At 68.9% G+C, this 15,133-nt stretch carries 13 protein-coding genes; 7 read left to right on the top strand and 6 right to left on the bottom strand.

Annotated features, from left to right (window positions below):
* The first annotated feature begins 99 nt into the window (after positions 1–99).
* Positions 100–2,430, top strand: coding sequence for an EAL domain-containing protein (locus C1I95_RS06050; RefSeq protein WP_158566305.1), 2,331 nt, complete (start codon positions 100–102; stop codon positions 2,428–2,430).
* Here the strand turns inward: C1I95_RS06050 and C1I95_RS06055 are convergent.
* Positions 2,389–3,399 (bottom strand): DUF6545 domain-containing protein, encoded by a 1,011-nt coding sequence (locus tag C1I95_RS06055; RefSeq protein WP_111212767.1) that lies wholly within the window; start codon positions 3,397–3,399, stop codon positions 2,389–2,391. The two genes, C1I95_RS06050 and C1I95_RS06055, sit on opposite strands and share 42 nt — an antisense overlap.
* A 162-nt stretch (positions 3,400–3,561) precedes the next feature.
* Between C1I95_RS06055 and C1I95_RS06060 the strand changes: the two genes are divergently transcribed.
* Positions 3,562–4,392 (top strand): SAM-dependent methyltransferase, encoded by an 831-nt coding sequence (locus tag C1I95_RS06060; protein WP_233513388.1) that lies wholly within the window; start codon positions 3,562–3,564, stop codon positions 4,390–4,392.
* Positions 4,393–4,964: 572 nt separating this feature from the next.
* Here C1I95_RS06060 and C1I95_RS06065 read toward each other — a convergent pair.
* Positions 4,965–5,231 (bottom strand): hypothetical protein, encoded by a 267-nt coding sequence (locus C1I95_RS06065; RefSeq protein WP_111212769.1) that lies wholly within the window; start codon positions 5,229–5,231, stop codon positions 4,965–4,967.
* Positions 5,232–5,675: 444 nt separating this feature from the next.
* On the opposite strand from C1I95_RS06065, the gene C1I95_RS36205 reads away from it, so the two are divergent.
* The 5 genes from C1I95_RS36205 to C1I95_RS06090 all read left to right on the top strand — a co-directional run bounded on the left by C1I95_RS36205 (position 5,676) and on the right by C1I95_RS06090 (position 10,664).
* Entirely contained in the window at positions 5,676–6,161 is a 486-nt protein-coding gene (locus C1I95_RS36205) for a hypothetical protein (RefSeq protein ID WP_233513389.1), read from the top strand.
* Between the two features lie 51 nt (positions 6,162–6,212).
* Positions 6,213–6,935, top strand: coding sequence for a tryptophan 2,3-dioxygenase family protein (locus C1I95_RS06075; protein WP_111212770.1), 723 nt, complete (start codon positions 6,213–6,215; stop codon positions 6,933–6,935).
* Complete coding sequence (locus C1I95_RS06080; protein ID WP_233513391.1) at positions 6,932–8,080, top strand: aminotransferase class V-fold PLP-dependent enzyme; 1,149 nt, start codon at positions 6,932–6,934, stop codon at positions 8,078–8,080. The genes C1I95_RS06075 and C1I95_RS06080 overlap by 4 nt, the downstream gene beginning before the upstream one ends.
* Positions 8,077–9,315 carry a tryptophan 2,3-dioxygenase family protein gene (locus C1I95_RS06085; protein ID WP_111212771.1) on the top strand — a complete coding sequence of 413 codons (1,239 nt, stop codon included), beginning with the start codon at positions 8,077–8,079 and terminating at the stop codon, positions 9,313–9,315. Before C1I95_RS06080 ends, C1I95_RS06085 begins: the two co-directional genes overlap by 4 nt.
* Before the next feature lie 785 nt (positions 9,316–10,100).
* Positions 10,101–10,664 (top strand): TlpA family protein disulfide reductase, encoded by a 564-nt coding sequence (locus tag C1I95_RS06090; protein ID WP_111212772.1) that lies wholly within the window; start codon positions 10,101–10,103, stop codon positions 10,662–10,664.
* 534 nt (positions 10,665–11,198) lie between these two features.
* Here C1I95_RS06090 and C1I95_RS06095 read toward each other — a convergent pair.
* The 4 genes from C1I95_RS06095 to C1I95_RS06110 form a co-directional block, all read right to left on the bottom strand.
* Positions 11,199–12,527, bottom strand: coding sequence for an MFS transporter (locus C1I95_RS06095; RefSeq protein WP_111212773.1), 1,329 nt, complete (start codon positions 12,525–12,527; stop codon positions 11,199–11,201).
* On the bottom strand, positions 12,524–13,834 hold the full coding sequence (locus tag C1I95_RS06100) for an APC family permease (protein WP_111212774.1): 1,311 nt from the start codon (positions 13,832–13,834) through the stop codon (positions 12,524–12,526). Before C1I95_RS06100 ends, C1I95_RS06095 begins: the two co-directional genes overlap by 4 nt.
* Positions 13,831–14,238 carry a MarR family winged helix-turn-helix transcriptional regulator gene (locus tag C1I95_RS36210; protein WP_233513392.1) on the bottom strand — a complete coding sequence of 136 codons (408 nt, stop codon included), beginning with the start codon at positions 14,236–14,238 and terminating at the stop codon, positions 13,831–13,833. The genes C1I95_RS06100 and C1I95_RS36210 overlap by 4 nt, the downstream gene beginning before the upstream one ends.
* A gap of 470 nt (positions 14,239–14,708) precedes the next feature.
* Positions 14,709–14,933, bottom strand: coding sequence for a hypothetical protein (locus C1I95_RS06110; RefSeq protein WP_111212776.1), 225 nt, complete (start codon positions 14,931–14,933; stop codon positions 14,709–14,711).
* Between the last annotated feature and the right edge of the window lie 200 nt (positions 14,934–15,133).

The following is a 15,133-nucleotide window of genomic DNA, read 5'->3' on the forward strand; positions in this document are numbered from 1 at the left end:
TTGCCGCTGGCTCTCCTCACCGCGTCGGGCGTGGTAACGGCGGCGGCCTGTCTTGTGTGGGCTGTGTTGCACCTAGGACCACCCGCGCCTGGGCAGTGGGTGTATCTGTGGATGGGCGCCGGGCTCATGGCCATGGGCGCGGCGTTCTCGGTGCCGCTGCAGCCCCGCCTGTCGATGCGGGTCACGCTGACGCCGACGGCGTGCCTGGTGTGCGCCTCGGTGCTGCCCGCGCCGTGGGTGGTCGTGTGCGCGGCGGTCGGCGTGAGTGTGGCCCGGTTGTTGGTGAGGCGTCCGCGCTCGGCCTGGTTGCACAAGGTCGCGCACAACACGAGCATGGACATTGTCGCCGCAGCTCTGGCTGCTGGCGTGATGTTCACCGCTGGCGTCCGCCCCGAGGTCGGCGAGCCGCCATTGACCGCTCCGTCTCTTTCCCACCACGTGCTCGCCTTTCTCATCGCGGCGGCCGTGGTGGTGGTGTTCGAGGAACTGGTCACCACGGCTGCGGTGACGCTGTCGACCAAGCGCCCGTTCCTTGTCGTGCTGCGCGGACTGTGGCTTACGCGCCTGTGCGTCGCGATCGCGGAGATCGGCATGGCAGGCGTGGTGACGACCGTTACCGGACTGGACATGCGGGTTCTCGTAGCGCTGCCGTTGGTGATGCTCGCCGTGTATCTCCTGCTCAAGTATCGACTGAAGATCGCCGAGGAGCGGCGGGCTTGGGAGCGTCTGGCCGCGTTGAGCGATGCTCTGACGTCGCGGGATCTGGATGTGGTGCTGCAGACCGCCGTTGGTGGCGCGGTCGATCTGTTCGTTGTGCGGGCGGCGGATATCGAGATCGCGGCGGGTCGGCGTTTGGTGAGGGCCAGTCAGACGGGCGGTGTTGCCCGGCTGGTCTACGACGGGCCTACCGCTGACGCTCCTGAGATGGACCAGGCGCGGCACGCGGTGTCGTACGGGTTCGGTGCCGACGGCGACGGAGTCCACGGGGTCTTGAGGCTCTACCTCAGTGGGCCCCGAGACGCGCTGTCCGTACGCGAGGGCTCGACGTTGCGGGCCTTTGCCGCGACGTTGTCGTCCAGCCTGGATCTCGCGCACGCCTACGGTCTGCTCGCTGCGGAGGCGCAGCAACACGAGACAGCCGCGAGCCACGACACGCAGACCGGCCTGTTGAACCGCGCCGGGTTGCTCAGCCGCCTTGGCGAGGGGTTCGGTAGTACGTGCCATGCGGTGGTGATCCGACTGGACACTCACGCCTTCCTGGCCGACGTGGTGGGCAGAGATGACGCGGTGAATCTGCTCCGCACGATCGCTGATCGGCTGCGGCAGGCCTCCGGCGACATGAGCTTCGTGGCCCGGATCGGAGATGTGACGTTTGCTCTGGTCATGGCAGGTGTCACGACAGATGTCGCCTACCAGCGGGCCTGCTGGACGGTCGCGGCGCTGCGCCGCGGGATTCGCCTCGGCGGGCGCCGCTTGGTGGTGCGGGCCACCGCGGGCATGGCATCGGGGGCACCTGACGCCGCTGTGATCGATGCCGCCGAGCGGGTGCTGTGGCGGGCCAGCCAGCGTGGTGATGATCGGCTGGTGTCGTATCAGATGGGTCCCGTGCGCGAGTGGACGCTGGACCGGGAGTTGAACAGCTCCCGGCTCTCGATCGCGTTCGAGCCGATCGTTGACCTGGCGAGCGGCAGGATCGCGATGATGCAGTCCGTGCCGCGCTGGCTGTACTCGCGGCATGAAGTGCTCCCCGCCGACGATTACGTCTACCAGCTCATCGGCAATGACCACGGTAGTTTGGAGACCTTGGCCAGGACCGTGGTGGGACGGTCACTAGCCGCTGCGACGCTCTGGCGTGACGTTCTGCCAGACACGCCGCTGGTGGTGCCGATTCCCGCGGGCGCCCTCACTCAGCCTTTCGTCGAGGCCGTGCGCTTGCAGCTGTCGGAACACGCCGCCTCGCCAGGCCGGTCGCTGGTGCTGGCACTGAGCGCCCCTCCAGAACCGAGCGCGCGGGAGGCAGCCGAGTGGATCGCGCAGTTCGGGGTGCGCCTGCTGATGGACCAGTACGGTAGTGACCACGTGGGGCTGGCGACGCTGGGCGCAGCCGAGTGGAGCATCCTGCGGCTGCATCCCGCATACGCCCTGGATGCGGGATGGCAGCCGGCACGGTCGGTCATCCGCGCGGCGGTGGACCTCGCCACCGACCTCGATCTGGCGGTCATCGCGCCGGGGATCCGCACCGAGAAGGAGCGGCACGAGCTCGTCGAGCTCGGCTGCACGATGGGCAGTGGGCCGCTCCTCGGCGGCGAGATGTTCCCCAGCCAGGTGCGCCATCACGCGCTGCTGTGGCAGCCCAGGGCGCTGCACGGTGGGGCACAGGTCGTCCGGCTACACCGCGCTCGCCGACCCGCTTCGCGTCACGGATCCTGACAGATCATCGACGGGCTCTTGCAGGCGACCGTGCGACGCCCGGGTGGTGATCGGGGTCGTTACCACCGGCACCCAACGGGCTATCTCCGCCGCGACCAGTGGGGAGTCGTGCAGAGCGTGACCCATGTGGGCGAGGCGGCGGGCCTCGGACGGTACGTCGGGCGAGCCGTGCTGGGTGGTCGACAGGCACGCGTCGCCTGCGTCAGGGGGCAGCGAGGTGCGACGGTGGCGCAGCGCGACGGCGACGGTGGCGGCTTCCGCGACGGCCACCACCGCCTCGGGATCGAGCCGGTGGCGCCGGGCTCGTCTGGTCGCGCTGTCGTGTACCCGCGAGCTGTACCAGGGACGCAGGACGCGCAGGGCCTCGTGTATCTCGATGACGGTCCGGTGACGCTGTCGCCGGCCGCGGATTTCCATCGGCACCGGTTCAGCAGGGCTGGTGCTGACGATCGCGACGCCGGAGATGCCGTCCTGCAGAGTTATCCACAGTTTGAGCAGGTGCCAGTCGGTGCGGCGCGCGGCCAACCATGCTGGCCTCACCCGCGCCAGCGCCTGCGACGGGGCAGTTGCACGGTGTGCGGCGCGCGCTGTCGCCTCGGCCCGTGTCAGGCGCTGGTACAGCAGGTCGGCCGCCAGCTCGGCCTCGGCCTCGACAGCCTGGTCGAGGTCGTCGTCGTGTAACGCGTCGCCGTCGTGGTCGAGGATGAGGTGCGCGACCTCGTGCAGGACGGTCTGGGTGCGGGTCAGTGCGGGCAGCGTGGCGTCGACGATGATGGTGTCCTCGTCTGGTCGCCGGACCAGCACTCCCGGTGGTAGGTCCGCGCCCAGGTGCAGGTCGTGAACCCGCAGGCCACGCCCCCGCGCCCGTCCGATTTCCTCGCACCAGGCGTCCACGCTGTAGGGCGCTGGCGGCGGCGGTACGTTCGCCTGCCTCAGCCGTCGCGACAGGCGCGCCCGAGCCAAGATCATCCCGCCTCCTGACGCTACAGCCGGTGCCGGTCCGAAGATCAGAGTGTAGCCGTAAGGAAACTTCCGGGATACTGTTCTTAGTCCTGAATGGACCGCAGCGCCCACAGCAGGCGCACGTCTCGTCCCGAGGGCGAGTGCATCCGCGACGACGGAGGGACGGTTGTGACCGACCAGCAGACGATACGGGGCTTCGACGGCGGCAAGGCGACGGTCGCTCGGATCTACGACTACCTTCTCGGCGGCCACCAGAACTTCGCGGCCGACCGCACGGCGGCGGAGCAGATCTTGCGGGCCGTTCCCGAGTCGAGAAACATGGCCCGCTCCAACCGGCTGTTCATGCAACGCGCGGCCCGCGCGGTGACCGAGTTCGGCATTCGGCAGTTCCTCGATCTCGGCAGCGGCATCCCCACCCAGGGCAACGTGCACGAGGTGGCGCAGGCCATCGACCCCGCTATCCGTGTGCTCTACGTCGACATCGACCCGGTGGCGGTCGTCGCCTCCAACCAGATCCTCGCCGGCAACCCCACGTGCCGTGCGATCGAGGCCGACTTCACCCGCCCCGAACTGATCCTCGACGCGCTCGCCGATGGCGACCTCGCCACCGTGATCGACCTTGACCAGCCGACCGCGCTGCTGTACTGCTCCGTCCTACAGACCGTTCCCCAAGACCGGGTCGACGCTGTCGTCGCACCGATCCGCGACCGGCTCGCCGCCGGCAGCGCACTGGTCATCTCCCACGTCAGCTCCGCCCTGAGCGACAGGTACAGCGCGTCGACCGTGTCCGCCGGCAAAGACGTGTTCCGACGGCAGGCCGACACCGAGGTCACCCTCCGCACCGACGCACAACTCACCGCCCTGTTCGGCGACTTCACCATGATCGAGCCCGGCTTGGTGCCGCTCAACGAATGGCGGCCCGAACCCGGCGACCCTGACCCGTACGCCGACAAGACCATGCCCTCACCCATGCGAGGAGCAGTAGCGATCCGCTACTGAGGTCCACCACTTCCTAGAAGGGCGCCTACGGCGGAAGGCGGCCGGCCCGGCAATCCTCGAGGGCGGAGCCTCACTGCTGCTCCGAGCCCGAACCCGCATTGCGCGACTGATCCTTGGCCCGCCGCCACTGAGCCTTCCCAGCATCGGCTTGTCACCGCTGGTGGTGCGGTCGGCCGCCGCGGTGATGCTTTGCCCGACCACCAAAGGTCGACTCCTGGTGTTGGCCCTAGGCGGCCCGGCGGCAAGCAGGGTGCCGTCGATGTTGAAGTGCGTGTGCCCGGCCATCTTCGTCGGCCCGGGTGGCTGTCCGCACGCCGACGGATCACCGGTAGGTGTGCAGCAACGCAGACAGCGGCAACACCGCCTCCCAGTGAACATCGAGCGCGACACGGTAAGCGGCACTGGCGGCCATGCGAGACCCCGTTCTTGAAATTGATGTCTTGGCGGCGAACTACTTCCCTTCAGGCGCGTCGATTGTCCGCCGTGCAGGTCAATCAGGCAGGGGTGTCGCTCTTGGGCTGTCGCCACCGGTCGCGGAGCCCTTGCTGGAATGGCTCAATGTTGGCCGGCTATCAGTCGGGGGGTTCCGCATACTCGCCGAGGGCATAGCGAAGCCGATGGTTCAGTTTGTGCAGGGCTTGCGGCAAGGCGGCGGTTGCGTCGTTGTCGCCCGTGAGGAGGCCGACGCGCGCAAGCCGCTCCGCTAGACGCATCGCAAGGTACGGATCGATCTCTTGGGCGAGCAGCTCGCCTTCGAGCGTGGCCAGCAGCCCGACGAGGGCGGCCAAATCTTGTCTGGCGACCGGGTTCGGCGCCGGCGCATTCCCTGAGTCCGTCATGGTTCGATTCTGGTCGGTCTGGTGCCGGATCACCGGTAGGTCATCGCAGGCGAGGGACTTGCCAAGACCATCTACCGTGCCCGGCTCGCGGCAACGGAGATGCTGCCAAGGCTGGCAAGATCTATGGACGCGGCGCTGGCGGGCGTGGTGAATTAATTCCACTTGTGGCGACACCGGTCGCCACAAGATTCGGCTATTCACCACTGCCCTGTTTCTTTGTGGGCGCGACGGCATATCTCACCTCTGAGACGGGTGTCTACGATGCGCTTCGGATCGATTTCGTCGGCTTTACCTCGCTGGCTGCCGATAGGCTTGAGAATTCGAGCAACCGCGATGTTGGCGATCCTTGGGGCCGCAGGGCTAGTGGCGACGGGATGCAACGTGGCTCCCCAGGGACCTTCCGCGGGTGCCGGCCCAACCTCATCCGCCGAGGCACGCCGACCGATGCCGTCGGGCGCTTCCGCACCGGCCGCGGCTAAGTACCAGCCGGTCAGCGCGTTGTCCACGCGGCTCGACCTGCGTGCGATCTCCAACCTCCTCGGGCGCGTCGACCCGTCGCTGATGGTGGACAGTTCCCACAGGGTTGGCAGCTCCACCAGCCTGGGATGCACGTTCACCGCCGGGCGCATACCTGAGGGCGTGGTGGTGACGGTGCGCGCCGATGTCGGTGCGCCTGGCTCGGGCAGGTTGATGTACGAGGGTCTGCGGCAGGTGCAGGAGTCGACCCGCCCGGTCACTGACCTACTCGATCTCGGCGCAGCCGCGTACTCCTACACCGACGAGTCAGGCCTGGGCGTCGTGACCTACGACGCGAACCTTTACCTGACGGTCAGCGCCGCAGCCCTGCGGCTCGGCGCCGACCTGCCCGACGGGCTGGCCGCCGCACTGCGAGCCATCGCGTTGTCCGCCCTCGACAGCCTGCGCGGCTAATTGCAGCCGCGTCCCACCATCTCCGCTTTGCCGACGCCTGGAGGCTCTCCCATGCCCCTGCCATCGATGCCCGCCGTACTGCCAGGAGTGGGCGACACCGATTACGCCCGCTACATGCGCACCGACGAGTTGCTGTCCCTGCAGAAGGATCCGAGCGAGTGGGTGCATCCCGACGAGTTGCTGTTCCAGATCACGCACCAGAGCACCGAGCTGTGGCTGAAGCTCACCCGTTCCCTCCTGGCACGGGCCCTCACGCATCTCGGTGTCGGGCAGCCCGGCGCGGCGGAGCTGCAGCTTCGCCGGGCTTCGGAGGCGATGCGGCTGATCACCGAGCACCTGCACATTCTCCGGTCGCTGCCTCCGGCGCACTTCGCTCTCATCCGCCCCGCGCTGGGCACCGGTTCGGGGTTTGAGTCTCCTGGCTGGCGGCTGTTGCGCTCGGCCACCACGGAGCTGGACATCGCGTTCAGTCATCTGCTGGCTTCACACCGGCTCAGCCCTGCCGATCTGTACCAGCGCCCGCCGGCGGATCCGCTGTACCGGCTCGCCGAGGCGTTGGTGGAGTTCGACGAGCGGATCGCCCAGTGGCGCACTGAGCACTACAGCGTGGCCACCCGCGTCATCGGTCAAGGTGTGCTTGGCACCCGACGCACGCCGATCGACAGTCTGCCCACGTTGCTCGCCCATCGTCGTTTCCCGACGCTGTGGGAGGCACGGGGAGTTCTGATCGGCGCAGCCGCGTCGGATCGGTGCCCGCGGAGGGCGCAGCCGTGACGGCGGTGGCGCCGCCCCAGCCCACGTCGCTGCGACAGCGACTGAGTGCGTCGCCGGTCGGCGCGCACCTGGCGGCGTGCAGCGTTGCCCCGCGCACCAGCGAGGTCGACCGGGCGCTGGCCCGGATGCTTGACGACTTGGCCCGGCCCGGGTTCTGGCAGGCATGCGAGCAGCAGGTCGACTTGGCCCGGGAACTGTTCGCGCGGCTGATCGGCGCGGACACCGACCAGATCGCGATCCTGCCCAATGCCAGCGTCGCCGCATATCAGGCCGCGACTTCACGGCACTGGCGGCGTCGCCGAGAAATCCTGACCACGTATGCCGAGTTTCCCGGCCTGGCCCACGTCTGGATGGCCCACCAGCGGATGCGGGTGCGATGGTGCGGCAGCCCGTCAGCGGCCGTGAGCGCCGACCATTACCTGTCACAGATCACCGACCGCACCGCACTGGTGTCAGTTCCGGCCGTCACCTACCGCGATGCCGTTCGTCTCGACGTGCGGCGGGTCGCCGATGCCGCGCACGCCGCTGGCGCTGCCGTGATCGTCGACGCCTACCAGGCAGCTGGTGTGATGCCGCTAGACGTCAATGCGATGCGATGCGACTTCCTGGTCGCGGGCACGGGAAAGTACCTGCTCGGGTTACCTGGGATCGCCTTCCTGTACGTCCGACAGCCCGGCGCCGGCCCGGCGCCGACACTCACCGGCTGGCTGGGCCGCACCGCCCCACACGCCCTTCGAGCCACCGTCCTTGACTCACCCCCGCACGCACGCAGATTCGAGACCGGCACGCCTGCCGCGGCGGCCGTCTACGCTGCGGTCGCCGGCCTGTCTCTCGTGGGTGACCTGGACCTACGGCAGGTCCGCAGCCACACGCAGCGGCTGATCGCCGTGGCCGCGCATCGTCTGACCGAGCAGGGCGAGATGGTGAGGGTGGCGAGCAACCTCGACGCACAGGGCGCGCACCTTGCGCTCATCGAACCGCATGCCGAGGCGATGTCTGCCTGGCTCGGGCATCGGGGCATCGTCACGGCCCCCCGCCACGGCGTGCTGCGTCTGGCGATGCACGCCTACACCACCGGCGACGACATTGATGCCGCGTGCGAGGCGATCGCCGAATACCGGCACCGCGCGGGATCCGCACGATGAGCATCAACCCGATACAGCAGTGGCTGAACGGCCGGCCCAACGCCCGCCGGTTTCCCTTCGAGCCGACGATGGTCGCCTTTCAGCACCACGGGAAGCACGCCATGCCCCAGGAGTGGCTCACGCTGCTGAGCACGGCCCGAGACCGCCTTTTCGAGGTGTCAGGGCCCAAAGACCACCTCACCGCTTTCCTGTTCAACGCGCTCGACAAGGCCGACAACCGGTTCGACTACCGCAGCTACCTGGCCCTGCCGCTGCTGCCGATCCCAGACCCCGATACCAGTAGCGACACAGCCGCCCGGCTGATGGCCCGCCGCAACCGCTATCACGTCCTGCTCCTGTCCGACCTGATCGCCTTCGAACTCCACGCCCTCGACAGCGCCAAAGCGCCGCTGCCCCGGCTTCGCCCCACCGAGCCCATCGTGCGCAAGCGCCTACGGCACGCGGTGCGAGCAAGTGTTCCCGCGCTGCGCCGGCTCAGCATCGACCTCCACCTCCCCGACGAGCCCGTGTCGGCGGCCCGGCACCTCGTCGCGATGGCCTGCGTCGATCGCTCCAGCACCGACCGCCTGACGCTGCGAACCAGCATGCTGCCGGTCTCGACCGTGCACGATGAGTGGCTATTCGTACGGGTGCTGCAGGCGTTCGAACTGGCCTTCGGACAACTTGCCGTCGACCTCACCGCGGTCTGCAGCGCGGTGAGCGACAAGCAGCTGCCAGAGGCCGGTGCCCGCCTCTGCACTGCCGCCGCGCTCCTTCGGGAGGCCGGCCCCTTGTGGTCCCTGTTGGCCACCATGCAACCGGAGGCATTCCACACCTTCCGGGTGCACACCGACGGCGCAAGCGCCATCCAGTCCCGCGCGTACAAACTCGTCGAGTCCCTGTGCCGCACACCCGACCGGCAGCGTCTGCACTCGGCGGCGTACCGCTCCGTGCCTGACGTGCAGGCCCGCATTCGCCACGGGCAAGCCACCATCGACGACGCCCTGGACGCGATCCGCGCCGACCAACACACTCTCTCGCAGACACCAGCCCTGGCCGACGGGATGCAGCAGTTCGCTGCTGCCCTGCAGCAATGGCGGCGTACCCACTACCGCCTCGCAGTACGGATGCTGGGCACCGAACAACCCGGTACCGGCGCCACCCCCGGCACGCCCTACCTCCTGCAAAACCGCGAGACCGCCGTGTTCCGCCACCGCACCGCCATTGGAAACCACCAGCAACACCAGCAGCCGTAGGCGTCCGTATCCAGCGTCGGGGACCCGCACCCCCAGCAAGGCCCCATCTCACAGCCGGCCGCCACGGCCAGGAGGTAGGAGACCACCAACCCGGCAACAGATACATACGACACCCGCAGCTCCCGGACCAGCGCCACAGCTGCGCCGCCGACCGTGTGGGAGTTGCCCCCTGGTCCTGGACACTTGAGCCTTGGATCGTGAGGGTCCGGGGAGATCAGGAGTCCCTGACAGTGGTGATGAAGCACTACCCTGCCGAGTTCAAGGCCGACGCGGTCGCGTTGTACCGGTCTCGGCCTGGCGCGACGATCGCGCAGATCGCTGATGACCACACATCCAAACGCCGCTCATAGGTTCGCGGGGTTGGGGGACGCTGCGGGGGCAACGGCAAGCAGGGGTGCGGGCTTGATCTCTATCTAGCCCGATCGACGGGACCTCTCCGGGCTTTGCGATGCCTTCGCACCCTTCTGTGGCTGCTTGGCGCGTTGCCGCTACGGAGTCGCGATGTAGACGTCGACATCGGCCCCGCCTTCAAACGCTACATCGCCGGCGACCTCTACTACGTGGTCAAGATCGCAACGAGCCAAGGTAGTGATTGCGTCCGCCGCGCGGATTGCCTGGTAGATCCTCTCGGCCGTCTGAGGCAACCCAGTCCGGTGCCTACTTGTGCCACCGGTACGCTGACAACGCAGCAGTGCCACGCGCCAGGCGTTCAGTAGACCAGCCAGAATAGCAAAGTGCTTCGACGACGCGAATTGGCCGCGAGGAGGCACAGAAGGGTACAGAGAATGTCCTCGTTCAACTTGGGAATAGGACTGATTCTAGCGTCGGCCGGTTTAGTGTTCGCAGCTGGCTGCACTCCCACACCTGCGACTCCCGAGACCGTTGATGGAGTCCCTGTCTACAAGGAGGAGGACAGACCTCAGGCGCCTACCGTCACTGGCGATAGTCTAGACGGCCAAGCAGTGCATTTCGCCGCACACGAGGGCAATGTCCTTGTCGTCAACTTTTGGGCGTCCTGGTGCGCTCCGTGTCGACGCGAAACGCCTCATCTAGTCGAGGTGGCAGCGGCAACCAGGGATCGGAACGTGAAATTCGTTGGAGTTAACGTACAGGACACCTCAGATAAGGCCCGGGCCTTTGTTGCCGCCTATCAGGTCGACTACGAAAACATCTTTGATCCAGGCGGCCGGGTCGCGATGAAGTTCTCGAATCTCGCGCCTCGAACCATTCCTGCAACAGTCGTTGTAGATGCGGATGGCAATATCGCAAGCGTCGTGAACGGGCCAATCGCAAAGGAAACGCTCGTCGCAATACTCGAGGAGGTACTGCCGTACAACGCCGACATATAGGCGCACAGTTTTCTGGCCGAAAGTGCGTCTCTGGGCACGTTAGGCGGGATGGTCGGCACGTCGGTCGGAGTTATCGTTGTGCTCTCCGTTTCCATCGCGCGACAATGGACACCATTGATCGATCCATGGGTGGCAGTTCCGGCACCCCTCGTTGGCACATTAATCGGTATTCTGGCGGGCCTATATCCGGCACTGCGCGCGGCACGCATCGAGCCCGTCGAGGCTCTTCGTCGCTGAAAGAGTGGCGCAAGGAGACATGGCCGGCGGAACGTAAAGTGCGCTGTAGGCGTGGCCTTGAAGCGGTTGACGTTGCCTTCCACCGGGCCTGAACTCCCAGGTTGAGTGAGTCCGGCGACGACGGCATCGCGGTCGCTGTTCAGGCCAGGGGCGAAGTTGCGGAGACGACCAAGCCGGGCCACCAAGCGGGCGCCGAACCGACCCGACCAGTAGCGCCGAGTAGGTGGTGGTGCTGGTGAGGGCCACCACTGCGACTGGAGCACCGGGGACGACCACATGGGCCGATCGGCGGTGCATTCACTGCAGCCGGCAGGCCGTCAGGGCGCCAACGGCCGGCAGCGCAGCGGTCGCGGCAAGCGAGACGGCGGGGCGTGCGGTGTCCCAGTGAGCAGCGCAGATAGCGGCACCGAAGGCGCCGCCGAGGAAAGTGGCGAGGATGAACAGGCCGATGGCGCCGCCCCCGTCGCGAGGTCCGGTGCGACCGCTGACGTAGGCGGTGAGTAGCGTCTGCGCGACGGCCGCCGCGGTGAACGCCGCGGTGCTGGTGGCCGCGAGCACCCAGGGCCGTGGGTCGGCCGCGGCGTAGGCAAGCCCGGCGGCCAGCACGAGGCTCACGACGGCAAGCACACGCCTAGGCGGCTGGCGGCGGGCCGCTCGCACCGTGGATCGGGCTACCAGGGCGCCGATGACCGCGCCGGGTAGCAGGAGGACACCGATGTCTGTGGTGGTGTAGTCCTGGCGGGCCAGTAGGTGGGGTGCGGCGTAGAGAGTGGCGAAGAGACCGCCGTAGACGCATCCTCCGGTGGCGGCGGCAAACCAGAACCAGGCGGCGGACAGCGTCGCAGGCGGCAGGAACCCGTTGGTGTGCTTGCGGGCGTGCACGACCAGGCTGGCAGTGAGGGTCGCCGTGACGGCGGCAATCCCGGCCGTCACGGTGTCGGGCCGCTGGGCGGCGGACTGCGCGAGCAGCAGTAGCCCGGTGGCGGTGGCCGTGACGAGACCGACGCCAGCCCAGTCCACCGGCGCCTGACGGGGCATGCGTGTGGTCAGTGGAAGGCACGCCGGAACGGCGGCGATCGACAGCGCTGGCAGGGCCAGTGCTACCTGCCAGGACCAGTGCGTCGCCATCGCGCCGGCGAGTGGGGCGGTGGCGGAGAACCCGGCGAGGCAGGCACCGAACGCGGCCAGGGCAGTGGGGCGGCGGGCGGCCGGTAGCCCGGCCGTTGCGGTGAGCGCGACGGCCATGGTCGCTCCGGAGCCCATTGCCAGCAGGATCCGGCCGCAGACAACGACGGTCAGGGTGGACGCGATGGCGCATGTCACGGCGCCTGCGGTCAGCAGTGCCGCGGCGGTGAGCAGGACGGGGCGGGTGCCCCAGAGGTCTGTCATGCGTCCGGCTGTCACCGCCCCGACTCCGACGCCGACGGCGTAGGCGGTGAGGATCCAGACCAGGGCGGGGCTGCCGTTGGCGAGGTGGTCGGCGGTAGCGGGCAGGGCGACGGCGGCGGCGCTGACGCCATACACCGCCGGCCCGTACAGGGCGCCCCACCGCCATCCCGCGCCGCGACTGCCGGAGACGGTGGTGCGGATCGACCTATTGACCGGTGATGAGGAGTACGTGCTCATCGCAGGACCGCCGTCATCGCGGTCGGGTACGGATGCAGGCTGCTGAGGTCGTCCCCGGCGCGGGGGTGTGGCGGGGCAGGTGGGCGTGTGCGGCGGCGACGGATCAGGACGGCGACCACGACGGCAGCCGGGGCGAGCAGGAACTGTCCGGACAGGGCAGCGACCGCGGCGACGGCGAGTGCGGCCACGCCGGCGTTGAGCCGCTGGCGGCGGGTGGGCAGCAGACGTACCGCCGCGGCGAGACCGAGCAGGGTGACGCAGGCGAGCATCGCGGCGAACGTCCGCATCAGGGCCTCCACGGTGATCACGTGTGGTGCCCCGGCGGCGGCTGCCGCGACGAGCGCGGCGGCGGCGGCCTGCACGAGGACGCTTCGTCGGGGCGCGCCGTTGTGCGTCGCCGCGAGGCGTGCGGGCAGGATGCCGTGGCGTGCCAGGCTGAGTCCGGCGCGGGCTCCGGCGGCGACGAAGGTGACGCTCGCCGCGACGGTGAACAGGACGGCGGCCATCGCGACCACCGCGGCCATCCACGGCCGGTCCGCAGGGGCGAGTAGGCGCATCAGTGGCACCGTGGTGCTGCCGGCCTCGTCGCCGAGGACACCGACGGTGCACCATGCGAGTCCCGTGTAGAGCACGACGATGACCGCGAGGCTTGCCATGGCCGCTCTGCGTACCTGCCGCGGATCGGTGAACTCTGCGGACAGGTTGGCGGTCGCCTCCCAGCCGCAGATCGCCACGAACAGCACCGCGATGGCACTGCCGACTCCCGCGATGCCGTAGGGCGCGAACGGGGTCATCCGATCGAGATTCACCCGTGGTCCCGCCGCCACGACCACCGCGACGAGCAGCCCGATCAGCACTGCGGTGAGGACCAGTTGCACCCGGGCGGACAGGTGCAGCCCCACCACGTTCGCCAGGTACACCACGGCCAGTAGGGCCACGGTGACCCCGAGGGCTGTCCTCGCGGGGGCGTTCAGCGCGGCGGTGGTGTAGCGGGCACCCGCGATGGCTCCCGCGACCACCCCGACCGGCACCGCGGCGAAGAGCCAGCACCCGACCACGTCTGCGGTGCGGTCACCGAACGCCCGCCGGGTGAACGCGGCCACGCCGCCGGAGTCGGGGTAGCGGGTGCCGAGCGCGGCGAACGAGGTCGCGATCTGCGCGGACACGCACAACAGGGCCGCCCACGCCAGCAGCGACGCCGGGCCGGCAGCTCGCACCGCCATCGCTGGCAGGACCAGCACTCCGGGACCCAGGACGGCGCCGACGCACAGGGCCGTCCCACGGGCCGTGCCGATCCCGGCGCTCACCGCGCCCGCCCATTGCCGGCAGGGCCGACGCCGGGTTTGATCTGGTCGGCCAGCGCCCCGAGCGCCGCGGCGAGGTCGTCCTCGGATGGTATTGCGGCGCTGCGGAACAGCTCGGCCCGCCGTGCGCCGACCTGGCGTCGCAGCATGCCCGCCAGCGAAGATCCTGCCTGCGTTGGCCGTACCACCACCCGTCGCAGGTCATGCTCGTGCTGCTCGCGGCGCACGAGACCGCGGTCGCCGAGCAGGGCTAGCGCGTTGGTCAACGTCGCTCGGGCGACTCCGGCCTCTGCGGCGATGACCGGTGGCTCGGCTACGTCGCGGGCGCACACCAGCACCAGCACGTCGTAGGTGGTCCATGTCAGGCCCGCCTCGCGCAACACGGTGCGCTCCAGGTATGCGCGCACGGTGTTGGCGGTGCGGCACAAACATGCCAGCATGTCGGGCTCTGGGGGGCGGGCGGTGTGCCCCCCGATGGGTAGTCGGTAGATCCCCGACGGTCGGCGGGCCGTGCCGCTCCGCGCGATTTTCCGGGTTGGCGGGGCCGCCGGAGGGTCTGGTTGTCGCTTCGCTGCACCTGCTCGGTGTGGCGATCCGTCGGTGACGGCGGCTGCGGTGTCGTGCCGCACGGGTTGGGAGGTTCCGAGACGCATGTCTGCCCCGTTCATGCCTGTGTCTACTGGAGTTGTTGGCGTGGCCTGACCTCGGGGCGGTCGGGAGACCCCCGGGTCGGTGACAGCGCGATCTGGACGCGGGTGGTCGCCGGACCTCGCCCCTGGGGTCCGGATGCGCGTGCGGTGATTGGGCTTGCGTGAGCGGGCGTCGCGCCGGGGTGCAGGGATGCGGTGCGGTGGGAGTGTCGGCGCGGAGGGTTGCGTCAGCTCTGTTGTGGGTCGCGTGTTGGCGTGGGAGTCACGCTCAGTGCGGCGTTGACGCGCTGACCGAGCAGCCGCAGCTGGTGGTGGACCGCCACCAGGGCCGCGCGCCGCGAGGCGCTCGGTTGGCGGGCCGCCGCGTCGACGAGGACGTCGATTTCGCCTCGCAGTCGGTGCAGGCCACGGCTGGCCGATGTCAGCGGCAGGTCGAATCCGCTGCTCTTCACGCTGCTGCGACGCTTCGTGACGCGGGCTGCTGGTGACCGTCGGCGCCGCGTCGAGACGGCACCGTACGTCGCGTCGGTTTGTTGTTGCCTGATCATGGCCTCATCTCCTCGGCCTCACGCTGTCGGACGTCTCGCCGTTCACCGCCCCGGTCAGGGGGAACGGCGACGCCTCAGGGCATCGAGCGGGGTCACTTCAGGGG

Source organism: Micromonospora craterilacus, from assembly GCF_003236315.1.
GTDB lineage: Bacteria > Actinomycetota > Actinomycetes > Mycobacteriales > Micromonosporaceae > Micromonospora > Micromonospora craterilacus.